Origin of the sequence: Variovorax sp. OV084, from assembly GCF_900111625.1 — a bacterium.
Lineage (GTDB): Bacteria > Pseudomonadota > Gammaproteobacteria > Burkholderiales > Burkholderiaceae_C > Variovorax.
Genome location: NZ_FOII01000001.1, coordinates 362,418 through 378,079 on the forward strand (window position 1 = coordinate 362,418; position 15,662 = coordinate 378,079).

At 65.1% G+C, this 15,662-nt stretch carries 10 protein-coding genes and 1 tRNA gene; 8 read left to right on the forward strand and 3 right to left on the reverse strand.

Annotated features, from left to right (window positions below; translation table 11 throughout):
- Positions 1 to 2: 2 nt before the first annotated feature.
- Together hpnD and hpnC are read right to left on the reverse strand one after the other, a co-directional pair.
- Positions 3 to 842, reverse strand: coding sequence for a presqualene diphosphate synthase HpnD (hpnD, locus tag BMW87_RS01820; protein ID WP_093073745.1), 840 nt, complete (start codon positions 840 to 842; stop codon positions 3 to 5).
- Positions 839 to 1,753: a squalene synthase HpnC gene (gene hpnC / locus BMW87_RS01825; RefSeq protein WP_093075139.1), complete on the reverse strand. Its 915-nt coding sequence runs from the start codon at positions 1,751 to 1,753 to the stop codon at positions 839 to 841. The genes hpnD and hpnC overlap by 4 nt, the downstream gene beginning before the upstream one ends.
- 150 nt (positions 1,754 to 1,903) lie before the next feature.
- Between hpnC and BMW87_RS01830 the strand changes: the two genes are divergently transcribed.
- The 4 genes from BMW87_RS01830 (at position 1,904) to BMW87_RS01845 (ending at position 8,384) form a co-directional block, all read left to right on the forward strand.
- Entirely contained in the window at positions 1,904 to 3,748 is a 1,845-nt protein-coding gene (locus tag BMW87_RS01830; protein ID WP_093073747.1) for a potassium transporter Kup, read from the forward strand.
- Positions 3,749 to 3,841: 93 nt separating this feature from the next.
- Positions 3,842 to 5,041 (forward strand): efflux RND transporter periplasmic adaptor subunit, encoded by a 1,200-nt coding sequence (locus BMW87_RS01835; RefSeq protein ID WP_093073749.1) that lies wholly within the window; start codon positions 3,842 to 3,844, stop codon positions 5,039 to 5,041.
- Positions 5,038 to 8,196: an efflux RND transporter permease subunit gene (locus BMW87_RS01840; protein ID WP_093073751.1), complete on the forward strand. Its 3,159-nt coding sequence runs from the start codon at positions 5,038 to 5,040 to the stop codon at positions 8,194 to 8,196. Before BMW87_RS01835 ends, BMW87_RS01840 begins: the two co-directional genes overlap by 4 nt.
- Before the next feature lie 101 nt (positions 8,197 to 8,297).
- Positions 8,298 to 8,384 (forward strand) — tRNA-Leu (locus BMW87_RS01845).
- 78 nt (positions 8,385 to 8,462) lie between these two features.
- On the opposite strand, the gene BMW87_RS01850 is transcribed toward BMW87_RS01845, so the two are convergent.
- Positions 8,463 to 9,479 carry a tetratricopeptide repeat protein gene (locus BMW87_RS01850; RefSeq protein ID WP_093073753.1) on the reverse strand — a complete coding sequence of 339 codons (1,017 nt, stop codon included), beginning with the start codon at positions 9,477 to 9,479 and terminating at the stop codon, positions 8,463 to 8,465.
- Between the two features lie 245 nt (positions 9,480 to 9,724).
- Here BMW87_RS01850 and tig point away from each other — a divergent pair, with 245 nt between their 5' ends.
- The 4 genes from tig to lon all read left to right on the forward strand — a co-directional run bounded on the left by tig (position 9,725) and on the right by lon (position 15,607).
- Entirely contained in the window at positions 9,725 to 11,041 is a 1,317-nt protein-coding gene (gene tig / locus BMW87_RS01855; RefSeq protein WP_093056453.1) for a trigger factor, read from the forward strand.
- A gap of 116 nt (positions 11,042 to 11,157) precedes the next feature.
- Complete coding sequence (gene clpP, locus BMW87_RS01860) at positions 11,158 to 11,766, forward strand: ATP-dependent Clp endopeptidase proteolytic subunit ClpP (RefSeq protein ID WP_093056454.1); 609 nt, start codon at positions 11,158 to 11,160, stop codon at positions 11,764 to 11,766.
- A 110-nt stretch (positions 11,767 to 11,876) separates the two neighbouring features.
- Entirely contained in the window at positions 11,877 to 13,142 is a 1,266-nt protein-coding gene (gene clpX / locus BMW87_RS01865; RefSeq protein WP_007829783.1) for an ATP-dependent Clp protease ATP-binding subunit ClpX, read from the forward strand.
- A gap of 23 nt (positions 13,143 to 13,165) precedes the next feature.
- Entirely contained in the window at positions 13,166 to 15,607 is a 2,442-nt protein-coding gene (gene lon / locus BMW87_RS01870; RefSeq protein WP_093056455.1) for an endopeptidase La, read from the forward strand.
- The last annotated feature ends 55 nt before the right edge of the window (positions 15,608 to 15,662 follow it).

Genomic DNA, 15,662 nt, shown 5'->3' on the forward strand with positions numbered 1-15,662 from the left:
GACTAGATGCGCCCGAGCGCCTGGACCTTCCACGCCAGCCAGAACTTGCGTACCGGCGTCAGGCTCACCCGCTGGTTCAGCACCTGGAAGTTGTCGCGCTCGATCTCGCGCAGCAGCGTGCGATAGATGCTGGCCATCATCAGGCCCGGCTTCTGCGCGCGGCGGTCGGCGAGCGGGAGCAGGGCGAGCGCTTCGTCATACGCCACGTGGGCGCGCGCGGCCTGGAACTTCATCAGCGTGACGAAGCGCTCGGAGTGCACGCGGTTCAGGATCTCGTGCGCCTTCACGTCGAACTTCTGCAGTTCGTTCACCGGCAGGTAGATGCGCCCGCGCAGGGCGTCTTCGCCGACGTCGCGCAGGATGTTGGTGAGCTGCAGCGCCAGGCCCAGCTTGTGGGCGTAGGTGGTGGTTTTCGGATCGGTCTGGCCGAAGATGCGGGCCGCGACTTCGCCGACCACGCCGGCCACCAGGTGGCAGTAGCGCGCTAGGCCGGGAAAGTCGAGGTAGCGGGTCTGGTCCAGGTCCATCTGGCAGCCGTCGATCACTTCGTGGAGCTGGCGCGCCTCGATGCCGTAGGCCGCGGTGTGCGGCATCAGCGCCTGCATGACCGGATGGCGCGGCGTGCCCGCGAACGATTGGGCTACCTCGGTGCGCCACCAGGCGAGCTTGGTGGCGGCCACGCCGGGGTCGGTGACCTCGTCGACCACGTCGTCGACCTCGCGGCAGAAGGCATAGAAGGCCGTGATCGCGGCGCGGCGCGGCTTGGGAAGGAACAGGAAGGCGTAATAGAAACTGCTGCCCGAGGCGGCGGCCTTGTCTTGCACGTATTGCTCGGGATTCATCGGGGAGGCGCTGCTTTCATGGGCCGCCATTGTCTCCGCATCCGCATGGCCTTCCAGAGCAGCACGGGCGCGTCGGTCTTGCCGATGCTGGGGCGCTGCGAGAAGGTGTCGAAGCCCAGGTCCTCGATCTTGTCGAGGATGCGCAGGCCGCCCTGCACGACGAGGCGCAGCTCCCAGCCGGCGCGGCCGGGCAGGCGGTGCACGAGAGGAGCACCTTCGTGCATGAGTTCGCGGGCCCAGTGCGACACCACTGCTATCAGATTGATAGCTTCCTGCGGCGGCGGGGCGTTCGAGAGCGGCGCAAAGACCTTGAAGTTTTCGCGCGTCATCTTGCGGCGGGCACAGTCGGTCAGCGGAAAGTAGAAGCGGTCGCGCGGCAGGTCGACGCTCGGGTCCTGCCAGAAGTTGATGAGCTGCAGCGCGCTGCAGATGGCGTCGCTCTGCGCCAGTGCCTCGGAGTCGTGCACGCCGTAGAGATGCAGCAACAGGCGGCCGACGGGGTTGGCGGAGCGGCGGCAGTAGTCGAGCAGCTCGGCGCGGTCGGTGTAGGTGCCGCGGTCGCGGGTCTTCTCGATGTCCTGCATGAAGGCGCTCAGCAGGTCGGCGAGCAGGTCTTCGGGCAGGCTGTATTGGGCAATGCTGTGGGCCAGCGGGCCGAATACGTGCGGCCAGCGCGACGACGGGAGCACTTCGCCCCGGGCGGCGGCGGCGAGTTCTTCACGGTAGGCGTGCAGCTCGGCCAGGCGCTCGCCGGGCGAGGCGGTGCCTTCGTCGGCAATGTCGTCGGCCGTGCGCGCGAAGTGATAGATCGCAGCGATCGGCGGTCGCAGGTGCGGCGGGCACAGCCACGAGGCGACGGGGAAGTTTTCGTAGTGCGCAGGCGGCGCAGCGAGGTGGGGAGTGGCGGACACACCACGATTGTCAGCGACGATGCAAAGCCCCGGCACTATGCTCGCAGCGTCGCCACTTTGAACTTCTGCTTCATGAAAGCATCCGCTTCGGCTTCCGGGCCCCAGGTTTCAGCGTACGGCGAGGCGGCGCATCCGAAGGGGCCCACGCTCATGATCGCGGCGCTGGGCGTTGTGTTCGGCGACATCGGCACCTCGCCCCTCTACGCCTTCAAGGAAACGATGAACCCCGAGCACGGCGTGCCGTTCTCGCCCGACTCGGTGCTGGGCCTGCTCTCGCTGATCTTCTGGGGGCTGATGTTCGTGGTCACGCTGAAGTACGTGGTGTTCGTGCTGCGCGCCGACCACGACGGCGAGGGCGGCATCCTGGCGCTGCAGGCGCTGGCGCGCAGCGCGGTTGCGGGGCCCAAGACCAAGCCGTGGGTGTGGAGCGTCATCGGCATGCTGGGCCTGGTGGGTGCGGCCATGTTCTACGGCGACAGCCTGATCACGCCGGCCATCTCGGTGCTGTCGGCGGTCGAGGGGCTGGAGGTGCAGGCGCCGGTGCTGCAGCGCGCGGTGATCCCGATCACGGTGGTGATCCTGGTTGCGCTCTTCATGGTGCAGAAGAAGGGCACGGGCGTGGTCGGCAAGATCTTCGGGCCGGTCATGCTGCTTTGGTTCGTCGTGCTGGCGGCAGCCGGGTTGTGGCAGGTGCTGCAGCAGCCCCAGGTGCTGGCGGCGCTGGACCCACGTCGCGCCCTCGGCTTTCTCGTCGAGCATCGGGCGCAGTCGCTGGCGGTGCTGGGCGCGGTGTTCCTGGCGTTCACGGGCGGCGAGGCGCTGTATGCCGACATGGGGCACTTCGGCGCCAAGCCGATTCGCCTGGCGTGGATGTTCATCGCACTGCCGGGGCTGGTGCTGAACTACTTCGGGCAGGGTGCGCTGGTGCTGGCGAACCCGGCGGCCATCGACAACCCGTTCTTCCGGCTCTTTCCCGCGTGGGGCGTGCTGCCGATGGTGGTGCTGGCCGCGATGGCGACGGTGATCGCCTCGCAGGCGGTGATCTCGGGCGCCTTCTCGCTCACGGCGCATGCAATGCGCATGGGCTACCTGCCGCGCATGCGGGTGATACAGACTTCGGGCACGGCCATCGGGCAGATCTACGTGCCGGCCGTCAACTGGCTGCTGATGGTGGGCGTGCTGCTGCTGGTGCTGGGCTTCCGCAGCTCTGGTGCGCTGTCGGCTGCGTACGGCATCGCGGTGTCGATCACGATGGTGACGACCACGCTGCTGGCCGGCATCGTGGCCTGGGGTCTGTGGCGCTGGAACAAGGTGGCGGTGGTGGTCGGCGTGGCCGCCTTCGCGGTGGTCGACCTGACCTTCGTGATCGCCAACAGCCTGAAGGTGGCCGAGGGCGGCTGGCTCACGCTGGCGGTGGCGGCCGTGGTGATGGTGGTCTTTACCACCTGGGCCAAGGGGCGCCGGCTGGGACTGGAGGCCGCAGCGGCCGAGAGCCTGCCGCTGCGGCCGTTCGTCGAATCGCTGGCGTTGCACATGCCGCACCGTGTGAGCGGCACGGCCGTGTTCCTGAACCCCGACGCCACTGCGGTGCCGCATGCGCTGCTGCACAACCTCAAGCACAACCAGGTGCTGCACGAGCAGGTGATCGTGCTGCGCGTGCTGCCCTGCGACACCCCGCGCGTCGATGCACGCATCCGCATCGAGGCCGAGCAACTGATGGAAGGCATCTGGATGGTCACGGCGCGCCACGGCTTCATGGAGCGGCCCGACGTGCCCGAGTTCATCCGCATCCTGGCGTACCAGAAGACGTTGGCGATCGATTCGATGAAGACGTCCTACTTCGTCTCGCGCGCCTCGGTCGGCGAGGAAAACCTGCCGGGCATGAACCCGGTCCGGCGTGTGTTGTTCGGCTGGCTGCAGCGCAATGCGGGGCGGGCTTCAGATTACTTCGAGCTGCCTGACAACCGGCTTGTGGAGATGGGTCAACGCACCTAGTGACCGGCGGGTCATTGACAGTAGTTCACGTTTACCCTAAATTACTAACCAGTGGGTCAGTAATGATCCGGTTCGTCCTTTCCAGGGTGTTTCATGACCGCCTCCGCCGTCCTCTCGTCCCGTGTCCGCAGTGCCGCATGGTTGCTGCTTCCCGCCATTTTTCTGGCCGGCTGTTCGCCGAAACCTGCGGCCGAGGACCCCGTTCGCGCGGTCAAGTTCGTGACCGTTGGCGCGAGCGAATTCGATGCCCAGCCCGAGTTTTCTGCCGAGGTGCGCGCGCGTGTCGAATCGCGCCTGGGCTTCCGCGTGGCGGGCAAGATCACCAAGCGCCAGGCCGAGCTCGGCCAGCACGTGCAGGCCGGCCAGGTGCTGGCCCAGCTCGATCCGCAGGACTACCGCCTCGCCGCTGAAGCCGCACGTGCCCAGCAGGCCGCCGCGCTGACCAATCGCGACCTCGCGGCCGCCGATCTGAAGCGCTACGCCGAACTGCGGGCGCAGAACTTCATCAGCGGCGCCGAACTGGAGCGCCGCGAGACCACCTGGAAGGCCGCGCAGGCCCAGCTCGAGCAGGCTCAGGCGCAACTCGCCTCGCAGGGCAACCAGGCCAACTACACGACGCTGGTGGCCGACGTGGCCGGCATCATCACCGCCATCGAGGCAGAACCGGGCCAGGTGGTGCAGGCCGGCACGCCGGTCGTTCGCATTGCGCAGGACGGCGCGCGCGACGTGGTGTTCGCGGTGCCTGAAGACCGCGCCACGCTGATCAAGGCCGGCTCGCCCGTCACGGTACGTGGCTGGTCGGGCGGCAACGAACTGGAGGGCCAGGTGCGCGAAGTGGCAGCCAGCGCCGACGCGGTGACGCGCACCTACTCGGTCAAGGTTGCCATCGACGCAGCCACCTCGCCGCCGCTCGGCGCCACGGTCTATGCGCGTCCGCAGGCGCTCGCGCACGGCACCACCACGGTGATGAAGCTGCCGACCAGCGCGTTGCGCCAGGAAGGCAAGGGCTCGGCTGTATGGGTGCTCGACAAGTCGACCATGACGGTGCGTTCGCAGACCGTGCAGGTGGCCACGGCCGACGGCAATGAGGCCGTGATCGCCGGCGGCATTGCGCCCGGCATGATGGTCGTGGCCGCTGGCGTGCACGTGCTGTCGCCGGGGCAGAAGGTCACCATCTACCAGTCCAAGGAGGCGGCTGCTGCTGCCGCCAATGCCGGTGCGAAGGAATCGGCGCAGCCCGTCGCGGCTGTCGCTGCGACGAACAAGGAGATCGCAGCGGGTGCCGGCAAATGAGCGGCGGCGCAGCGACTCCCACTGAAAAGCCCGCCGGCTTCAACCTCTCCAAATGGGCGCTGGACCACGCGCCCCTCACGCGCTACCTGATGGTGGTGCTGATGGTGCTGGGCGCCTTCGCGTACTTCCAGCTCGGCCAGGACGAAGATCCGCCCTTCACCTTCCGTGCGATGGTCGTGCGCACCTACTGGCCCGGCGCCACCGCGCAGCAGGTGGCCGAGCAGGTCACCGACAAGCTCGAGCGCACGCTGCAGGAAGCGCCGTACGCCGACAAGATCCGCAGCTATTCGAAGCCGGGTGAGTCGCAGATCATCTTCAACATCAAGGACTCGTCGAAGTCCACCGAGGTTGCCAACGTCTGGTACACGGTGCGCAAGAAGATCGGCGATATGCGCGCCACCTTGCCCGCCGGCGTGCAGGGCCCGTTCTTCAATGACGACTTCGGCGACGTCTACGGCGTGATCTACGCGCTGGAGAGCGAAGGCTTCAGCTACGCCGAGCTCAAGACGCTGGCCGACGACGTGCGCCAGCAGCTGCTGCGCGTGAAGGACGTGGCCAAGGTCGACCAGTTCGGCGTGCAGGACGAGAAGGTCTACATCGAGATCTCGCAGAAGCGCCTGGCGCAGCTGGGGCTCGACTTCAACGCGGTGCTGGCGCAGCTCGGTTCGCAGAACGCGATCGAGAGCGCGGGCACGATCCAGTCGCCGCAGGACGTGGTGCAGGTGCGCGTCGCGGGCCAGTTCACCAGCGTCGACCAACTGCGCGAGATGCCCATTCGCGGCAGCTCGGGCAACCAGATCAAGCTCGGCGACATTGCGGACATCCACCGCGGCTACATCGATCCGCCGTCGGTCAAGATGCACCACCAGGGCAAGGAAGTGATCGGCTTGGGCGTGTCGATGGCCAAGGGCGGCGACATCATCGCGCTGGGCAAGGCGCTGAAGGCCACCACCGCCACCATCGACCAGCGCCTGCCGGCCGGCGTCAAGCTGGCGCAGGTGCAAGACCAGCCGGTGTCGGTGGCGAGCTCGGTCAACGAATTCGTCGGCGTGCTGATCGAGGCCGTGGCCATCGTGCTGGCCGTGAGCATCATCTCGCTCGGCCTGCACAAGGGCGGGCGCTTCGGCTGGTACATCGACATGCGCCCGGGGCTGGTGGTGGCAATCACCATTCCGCTGGTGCTGGCCGTGACCTTCCTGGCGATGAACTACTTCGGCATCGGGCTGCACAAGATATCGCTGGGGTCGCTCATCATCGCGCTCGGGCTACTGGTGGACGACGCCATCATCGCGGTCGAGATGATGGTGCGGAAGATGGAAGAGGGCTACGACAAGGTCCGCGCCGCCACCTTCGCCTACGACGTGACGGCCAAGCCGATGCTCACGGGCACGCTTATCACTGCGGCGGGTTTCCTGCCGATCGGCATCGCCAAGTCAGTGACGGGCGAGTACACCTTCGCGATCTTCGCGGTGACGGTGATCGCGCTGGTGCTGTCGTGGATCGTCTCGGTGTACTTCGTGCCGTACCTCGGCACGCTGCTGCTGAAGGTGAAGCCGCACGACCCCGATGCACCGCCGCACGAGCTGTTCGACACACCGTTCTACAACGTCTTCCGCCGCACGGTGAACTGGTGCGTGCAGCACCGCTGGATGACCATCGGCGCCACGATTCTGATCTTTGCACTCGGCATTGTCGGCATGGGCAAGGTGCAGCAGCAGTTCTTCCCCGATTCGAGCCGGCCCGAGATCCTGGTCGACCTCTGGTTTCCTGAAGGCACCTCCTTCGCCGCCAACGAAGAAGTGGCCAAGCGCGTCGAGCAGCGCGTGATGCAGGAGGCCGGCGTGAAGACGGTCAGCACCTGGATCGGCTCCGGCGTGCCGCGCTTCTACCTGCCGCTGGACCAGGTGTTCCCGCAGACAAACGTGTCGCAGCTGATCGTGCTCGCCAAGGACCTGAAGGTGCGCGAGACGCTGCGCATCAAGCTGCCGCTGGTGCTGGCACAGGAGTTTCCCGAGGTGCGCGGCCGCGTCAAGCTGCTGCCCAACGGGCCGCCGGTGCCGTACCCGGTGCAGTTCCGCGTGATCGGCCCTGACCCGGCGCTGCTGCGCGGCCATGCCGACGAAGTGAAGGCCGTGCTGCGCGACAACGCCAACATGCGCGGCGTGAACGACAACTGGAACGAGTCGGTGAAGGTGATCCGCCTCGAGATCGACCAGGCCAAGGCGCGCGCGCTCGGCGTGACGAGCCAGGCCATCGCGCAGGCCTCCAAGACCATGTTCAGCGGCACCACCGTGGGCCAGTACCGCGAGAACGACCTGCTGATCGACATCGTGCTGCGCCAGGCGCCCGACGAGCGCCAGGCTATCTCGGACATCGGCAACGCCTACATCCCGACGACCTCGGGCCGTTCGATTCCGCTCACGCAGATTGCCAAGCCGGTATTCACCTGGGAGCCGGGCGTGATGTGGCGCGAGAACCGCGACTACGCCATCACCGTGCAGGGCGACGTGGTCGAAGGCCTGCAGGGCGCGACCGTGACGGCGCAGCTGCTGCCGAAGCTGCGCGAGCTCGAAGCCGGCTGGGTGGCGGCCGGACAGGGCGGCTACCGCATCGAGGTGGCGGGCGCGGTGGAGGAAAGCAGCAAGGGCTCGGCCTCGATCGTGGCCGGCGTGCCGATCATGCTGTTCCTGGTGTTCACGCTGCTGATGCTGCAGTTGCACAGTTTCAGCCGTTCGTTGCTGGTGTTCATCACCGGGCCTATGGGCATTGCCGGTGTGGCTGGCGCGCTGCTGGTGCTGAACCGGCCCTTCGGCTTCGTGGCGCTGCTGGGCGTGATCGCGCTGATGGGCATGATCCAGCGCAATGCGGTGATCCTGATCGACCAGATCGAACTCGACCGCGCGGCGGGCGTGCCGGCGTGGGACGCGATCGTGGAGTCGGCGGTGCGGCGGCTGCGGCCGATCGTGCTGACGGCCGCGGCGGCGGTGCTGGCGATGATCCCGCTGTCGCGCAGCGTGTTCTGGGGGCCGATGGCTGTGGCCATCATGGGCGGCCTGATCGTCGCGACGGTGCTGACGCTGCTGGCCTTGCCGGCAATGTATGCAGCGGCATTTCGTGTGAAGCGGGAGCCGAAAGAGGCGCCGATTAGCGTTTAAAATCGAAAGTTGACCGATTTCAAGCGGATGGTCTTTGGCCCATGGGCTTCCATGGTGCAAAGGGACCGTCCGCTTTTGCATTCACCTGAAAGATTGGCACTGCGCGGGTGGCGAAATTGGTAGACGCACCAGGTTTAGGTCCTGACGTTCGCAAGAACGTGCCGGTTCGAGTCCGGCCCCGCGCACCAGCCCTGCTATGTAGCCCGTCTATCGAGCAGTGAAAAAGCCCCGTTTCGCAAGGAACGGGGCTTTTTCTTTTCTGCCTTCTACCAATCGCTGCTGCTACTGCTGTCGCTGCTTCCGCTGTCACTGCTGCTGTCGGAACTGGAACTGCTGCTGCTCGAATCGTCCCACGAGCTTGTGTCCTTGATGCCGAAGTCGTTGTCCACGAAGCTGCGGTCGGGTTGCTGCTCGGGCTCCGGGTCGGACGAGGGCCAGAGGCTGCGGCCCATGCTGGCGTTGCCGTGACTGTCGCGGTGGTTGTTGAAGATGTTGACGGTGCTGCCCCTGTGGTCGTCGGAGCGGTCGTTCAGCAGGTGGCGCAGCACTTCGCCCGCGACCACCGCGCCGACACCTGCCACGGCCCCGGCCGCCAGCGCTCCACCGATGCCCGGGCCCTGGCCGGCTGCTGCGGGAGCCGAGGCGGGGTACTCCCGGTCTTCGTCGGCCCTGCTATAGCCCATCGACGAATCGCTGGTGGGCCTGGAGAACCGTGGCGCGCCAGCGGCGGCAGGCGCATCAAAGGTGGTGGCGCGCCTGCGCCGCTGGAAGACGAGGTAGGCGACGATGAAAAGGGCCACGATGCCGATCGGTGTCCAGGGGATTGGTCCGGACGACGACGCCGTATCTGCCTTCTCGGGTGAAGCGGCTGGCGCGGCGACCGGGCTGGGCACGGGCGGCGGTGGCTCGGCCTTGATCTCGGCCGGCTTCTCGAGCTTGCGTTCGAGCTTGGCGACCGAGTCGGCCTTCGCGAACTTGAGGCCCGGTGACAGCTCCTTGGCCTGGGACAGTTCGTCCCTGGCGTCGTCGAGCTTGCCGTTCATCGCGAGGAGTTCGGCGTGAACGTAGTGGGCCTTCGCGCTGTTGGGATGGTTCTTCAGCACCTTCGCGATCATCGCGTCGGCTTCCGCCATCCTGCCGCCGTTCGCCGCTTCGTAGATCTGCTGGATGGTCGGCTCTTTCGTCGCCGGCGCGCCCGCTGTCTTGGCCAGCGCGGGCGAAGGCATGCCGAATGCGAGGATCAGGGTGAAGGCGAGGGCGGCGAACAGTCGCTGTAGGGGCATGGGCATTCCTGTGGGCAATGGCGAATCGCAGCCACTGTAAAGGCGATGGAGGCGAAATCTCCGCGTGCAGACCCCCGGCCCGGCCAAAAGGGGTGTCTCCAGCCGATTAGAATCGCGGGTTGCCCAGTTTTGCGCGCGGCACGCGTGTGCCTCCGCTTAAATCCCGCTAGCGCGTGTAAGTCCTTGATCTGTATTGATAAAAAGATGCAGGCCCCGCGCACCAGCCCCCTCACAAGGAAGACATCATGACCGTGAACGTTGAAACTCTCGAGAAGCTCGAACGCAAGATCACGCTGACCCTGCCGGTCGGCACCATTCAGTCCGAAGTCGATTCGCGCCTCAAGAAGCTCGCGCGCACCGTCAAGATGGACGGCTTCCGTCCCGGCAAGGTGCCGATGAACGTCGTGGCCCAGCGCTATGGCTACTCGGTGCACTACGAAGTCATGAACGACAAGGTCGGCGAGGCCTTCTCGCAAGCCGCCAACGAAGCCAAGCTGCGCGTTGCCGGCCAGCCCCGCATCACTGAAAAAGAAGACGCACCCGAAGGCGAACTGGCCTTCGACGCAGTCTTCGAAGTGTTCCCCGAAGTCAAGATCAACGACCTGTCCGGCGCCGAAGTCGAGAAGCTCTCGGCCGAAGTGGGCGACGACGCGATCGACAAGACGCTCGACATCCTGCGCAAGCAACGCCGCACCTTCGCCCAGCGCGCGCAAGACGCCGTGGCGCAGGACGACGACCGCGTGACTGTCGACTTCGAAGGCAAGATCGACGGTGAGCCCTTCCAGGGCGGCAAGGCCGAAGACTTCCAGTTCGTCGTCGGCGAAGGCCAGATGCTCAAGGAATTCGAAGACGCCGTGCGCGGCATGAAGGCTGGCGACAGCCGCACCTTCCCGCTGTCGTTCCCGGCCGACTACCACGGCAAGGACGTGGCCGGCAAGCAAGCCGACTTCATGGTCACCCTGAAGAAGATCGAAGCCTCGCACCTGCCCGAAGTCAACGAGCAGCTGGCCAAGTCGCTCGGCATCGCCGAAGCCACGGTCGAAGGCCTGCGCGCCGACATCAAGCGCAACCTCGAGCGCGAAGTGAAGTTCCGCCTGCTGGCCCGCAACAAGAACGCCGTGATGGACGCCCTGGTGGCCAATGCCGAGCTCGACCTGCCGAACGCCAGCGTGCAGTCGGAAGTCAACCGCATGGTCGAAGGCGCCCGCGCCGAGCTCAAGCAGCGCGGCATCAAGGACGCCGACAAGGCCCCGATCCCCGACGAAGTGTTCCGCCCGCAAGCCGAGCGCCGCGTGCGCCTGGGCCTCGTGGTGGCCGAGCTGGTGCGTGCCAACAACCTGCAGGCCAAGCCCGAGCAGATCAAGGCCCACATCGACGAACTGGCCGCCAGCTACGAAAAGCCGGCCGACGTGGTGCGCTGGTACTTCAGCGACAACAACCGCCTGGCCGAAGTCGAAGCCGTTGTCATCGAGAACAACGTGACCGATTTCGTCCTGGGCAAGGCCAAGGTCAACGAAAAGTCGGTGTCGTTCGACGAACTGATGGCGCAACAGCAAGGCTGATTTCCGCCGCCGCCCGCTACGCCAATGGGGCTTGTGCTTTGCGGCACGAGCCCCATTTCACTCTGGCGTACAGTGCAAACAGCAGTGAACGATCCCATCTTCCGGAGAGAAAATTCATGATCGCAAACGAAATTCAAGGCCTCGGCATGGTTCCGATGGTCATCGAGCAGTCGGGCCGCGGCGAGCGGTCTTATGACATCTATTCGCGTCTCCTCAAGGAACGCATCATTTTCCTGGTGGGCGAGGTCAACGACCAGACGGCCAATCTCGTGGTGGCCCAGCTGCTGTTCCTCGAGAGCGAAAACCCGGACAAGGACATCTCGTTCTACATCAACTCCCCGGGCGGCAGCGTGAGCGCCGGCATGGCGATCTACGACACCATGCAGTTCATCAAGCCCGACGTGTCGACCATGTGCCTCGGTTTTGCGGCCAGCATGGGCGCCTTCCTGCTGGCGGCCGGCGAGAAGGGAAAGCGTTTCTCGCTGCCCAACTCGAAGATCATGATCCACCAAGTGCTGGGCGGCGCACGCGGCCAGGCGACCGACATCGAGATCCATGCGCGCGACATCCTACGCACCAAGGACCAGATGAATCGCATCCTGGCCGAGCGCACCGGCCAGCCGCTGGAAAAGGTCAAAGCCGACACCGAGCGCGACTATTTCCTCACGGCTGACGAGGCCAAGGAATACGGTCTGGTGGACCAGGTCGTCGCCAAGCGCGGTTAAAGCTGCGGGGCGCCGGTGGCGCCAAATGGCAAAAAACGGCGTTTTCCACACGGGAAACGCCGTTTTTGTTTAGTTATCATTGTGCACACCCTGTCACGAGGCAAAAGTCCATGGCCGATAAAAAAGGCTCTTCCAGCGAAAAAACGCTTTATTGCTCGTTCTGCGGCAAGAGCCAGCACGAGGTCAAGAAGCTGATCGCGGGCCCTTCGGTCTTCATCTGCGACGAGTGCATCGACCTTTGCAACGAGATCATCCGCGACGAGCTCCCGGCGGGCGAAGAAGCGCGTGAAGCACGCAGCGATCTGCCGACTCCGCTGGAGATCAAGACCAACCTCGACAACTACGTGATCGGCCAGGAGCCGGCCAAGCGCATGCTGTCGGTGGCGGTCTACAACCACTACAAGCGCCTGCGCCACAAGGAAAAGGCCAAGGGCGACGATGTCGAGCTCAGCAAGAGCAACATCCTGCTGATCGGCCCCACGGGCTCGGGCAAGACGCTGCTGGCTCAAACGCTCGCGCGCATGCTCGACGTGCCTTTCGTGATGGCCGACGCCACCACGCTGACCGAAGCCGGCTACGTGGGCGAGGACGTCGAGAACATCATCCAGAAGCTGCTGCAGAGCTGCAACTACGAGGTCGAACGCGCCCAGCGCGGCATCGTCTACATCGACGAAATCGACAAGATCTCGCGCAAGTCCGACAACCCCTCGATCACCCGTGACGTGTCGGGCGAGGGCGTGCAGCAGGCCTTGCTGAAGCTCATCGAAGGCACGATGGCCAGCGTGCCGCCGCAAGGCGGGCGCAAGCACCCGAATCAAGACTTCCTGCAGATCGACACGACGAACATCCTGTTCATCTGCGGCGGTGCGTTCGCGGGCCTCGAGAAGGTCATCGAAAACCGCACCGAGGCCTCGGGCATTGGCTTCGGCGCCGCGGTCAAGAGCAAGGCCCAACGTAGCATCACCGAGGTGTTCCGCGAAGTCGAACCCGAAGACCTGATCAAGTTCGGCCTGATCCCCGAACTCGTGGGCCGCATGCCCGTGGTCGCATCGCTCGCGGAACTCAGCGAGGATGCGCTGGTCCAGATCCTGACCGAGCCCAAGAATGCCGTGGTGAAGCAGTTCACCAAGCTGCTGCAGATGGAAGGCGTGGACCTCGAGATTCGCCCTGCGGCGCTCAAGGCGATCGCTCGCAAGGCCCTGGCCCGCAAGACCGGTGCACGCGGTTTGCGCTCGATCCTTGAACAGTCGCTGATCGACACCATGTTCGAATTGCCGAACGCGACCAATGTCGACAAGGTGGTGGTCGAGGAATCGACCATCGACGAAAACAAGCCCCCGCTGCTCGTGTACCGCGAAGCGGCGAAAAAGGCCTAAAGCCAAAGACGCGAAGGATCTGCATGTCTGGCCATACCCCTCTGCCTCCCGAAGCCCTCGACCTGCCGCTGCTGCCGCTGCGCGACGTCGTGGTGTTTCCCCACATGGTGATCCCGCTCTTCGTGGGTCGCCCCAAGAGCATCAAGGCGCTCGAGCTGGCCATGGAGGCGGAGCGCCGCATCATGCTGGTGGCCCAGAAGGCCGCTGCCAAGGATGAGCCCTCGGTCGAGGACATGTTCGAGGTCGGCTGCGTCTCGACCATCCTGCAGATGCTCAAGTTGCCCGACGGCACGGTGAAGGTGCTGGTCGAAGGCCAGCAGCGCGCACGCGTGAACCGCATCGACGACGGCGAGACGCACTTCTCGGCCAACGTGACGCCCGTCGAGGCGCCCGAAGGCGGCGAGAAGGGTACCGAGGTCGAGGCGCTGCGCCGCGCGGTGATGCAGCAGTTCGACCAGTACGTCAAGCTGAACAAGAAGATTCCGCCCGAAATCCTGACCTCGATCTCGAGCATCGACGATCCGGGCCGCCTTGCGGACACCATCGCAGCGCACCTGCCGCTCAAACTCGACAACAAGCAGGCCGTGCTCGACCTCGACGACGTCAAGGCGCGCCTGGAGAACCTGTTTGGACAGCTCGAGCGCGAAGTCGACATCCTCAACGTCGACAAGAAGATCCGTGGCCGCGTGAAGCGCCAGATGGAAAAGAACCAGCGTGACTTCTACCTCAACGAGCAGGTCAAGGCCATCCAGAAGGAGCTTGGCGAAGGCGAAGAGGGCGCGGACATCGAGGAGATCGAGAAGAAGATCAAGCTCGCGAAGATGTCCAAGGAAGGCCTGAAGAAGGCCGAAGGCGAACTCAAGAAGCTCAAGCTGATGTCGCCCATGTCGGCCGAAGCCACGGTGGTGCGCAACTACATCGACGTGCTCATCGGCCTGCCGTGGAGCAAGAAGACCAAGATCAAGCACGATCTGGCCAATGCCGAGGCCGTGCTCAATGCCGACCACTACGGCCTCGAGAAGGTCAAGGACCGCATCCTCGAATATCTCGCGGTGCAGCAACGCGTCGACAAGGTCAAGGCGCCGATCCTGTGCCTCGTGGGACCTCCGGGCGTGGGCAAGACTTCGCTCGGGCAGTCGATCGCCAAGGCGACCGGCCGCAAGTACACCCGCATGGCGCTGGGCGGCATGCGCGACGAAGCCGAGATCCGCGGCCACCGTCGCACCTACATCGGCGCGCTGCCGGGCAAGGTGCTGCAGGGCCTGAGCAAGATCGGCACGCGCAATCCGCTGTTCCTGCTCGACGAAATCGACAAGCTGGGCACGGACTTCCGTGGCGACCCGTCGAGCGCGCTGCTCGAAGTGCTCGACCCCGAGCAGAACCACACCTTCGGCGACCACTACGTGGAAGTCGACTTCGACCTGAGCGACGTGATGTTCGTCGCCACCTCGAATTCGATGAACATTCCGCCGGCGCTGCTGGACCGCATGGAAGTCATCCGCCTCTCGGGCTACACCGAGGACGAGAAGACGCACATCGCGATCAAGTACCTGCTGCCGAAGCAGTTGAAGAACAACGGCGTCAAGGAAGAAGAACTCCTCGTCACCGAAGAGGCCGTGCGCGACATCGTGCGCTACTACACGCGTGAAGCGGGTGTGCGTTCGCTCGAGCGCGAACTGTCCAAGATCTGCCGCAAGGTGGTGAAGGGCCTGCTGCTCAAGCAGTTCACGCCCAAGGTCACGGTCGACGGCACGAATCTCAACGAGTTCCTTGGCGTGCGCAAGTACAGCTTCGGCCTCGCAGAGAAGCAGAATCAGGTCGGCCAGGTGGTTGGCCTCGCATGGACCGAAGTCGGCGGTGACCTGCTGACGATCGAAGCCGTGACCATGCCCGGCAAGGGCGTGATCAGCCGCACCGGTTCGCTGGGCGACGTGATGAAGGAATCGGTCGAGGCCGCGCGCACGGTGGTGCGCAGCCGCTCGCGCCGCCTGGGCATCAAGGACGAGGCGTTCGAGAAGCGCGACATCCACATCCACGTGCCCGATGGCGCTACGCCGAAGGACGGCCCGAGCGCGGGCGCGGCGATGACGACGGCCTTCGTGTCGGCGCTCACGGGCATTCCCGTGCGCAGCGACGTCGCGATGACCGGCGAGATCACGCTGCGCGGCGAGGTGACGGCCATCGGCGGCCTGAAGGAAAAGCTGCTGGCCGCGCTGCGCGGCGGCATCAAGACCGTGCTGATTCCGGAAGAGAACGCCAAGGACCTGCAGGAGATTCCCGAGAACGTGAAGAACGGCCTCGAGATCGTGCCTGTGAAGTGGATCGACAAGGTGCTCGAGATCGCTCTCGAGAAAATGCCCGAACCGCTGTCCGACGAAGAAGTGGCTGCATCCGCGGCTGCAGTGGCAGAACTGGCCAAGCAGCGCGCAGGGGCGCCAGCTTCGGAAGGCTCGGTCAAGCACTGACCGGTTGATCGCAAAACTTGTGGAGCCTCGAAAAACTGGTATATAATTCGAGGCT

What these genes read in the sequence shown, in the direction of transcription:
- clpP (WP_093056454.1), top strand. Translation starts at nt 11,158, where the DNA reads ATGATCGCAAACGAAATTCAAGGCCTCGGCATGGTTCCGATGGTCATC.
- BMW87_RS01835 (WP_093073749.1), top strand. Translation starts at nt 3,842, where the DNA reads ATGACCGCCTCCGCCGTCCTCTCGTCCCGTGTCCGCAGTGCCGCATGG.
- BMW87_RS01830 (WP_093073747.1), top strand. Translation starts at nt 1,904, where the DNA reads ATGATCGCGGCGCTGGGCGTTGTGTTCGGCGACATCGGCACCTCGCCC.
- lon (WP_093056455.1), top strand. Translation starts at nt 13,166, where the DNA reads ATGTCTGGCCATACCCCTCTGCCTCCCGAAGCCCTCGACCTGCCGCTG.
- clpX (WP_007829783.1), top strand. Translation starts at nt 11,877, where the DNA reads ATGGCCGATAAAAAAGGCTCTTCCAGCGAAAAAACGCTTTATTGCTCG.
- BMW87_RS01840 (WP_093073751.1), top strand. Translation starts at nt 5,038, where the DNA reads ATGAGCGGCGGCGCAGCGACTCCCACTGAAAAGCCCGCCGGCTTCAAC.
- BMW87_RS01850 (WP_093073753.1), bottom strand. Translation starts at nt 9,479, where the DNA reads ATGCCCCTACAGCGACTGTTCGCCGCCCTCGCCTTCACCCTGATCCTC.
- tig (WP_093056453.1), top strand. Translation starts at nt 9,725, where the DNA reads ATGACCGTGAACGTTGAAACTCTCGAGAAGCTCGAACGCAAGATCACG.
- hpnD (WP_093073745.1), bottom strand. Translation starts at nt 842, where the DNA reads ATGAATCCCGAGCAATACGTGCAAGACAAGGCCGCCGCCTCGGGCAGC.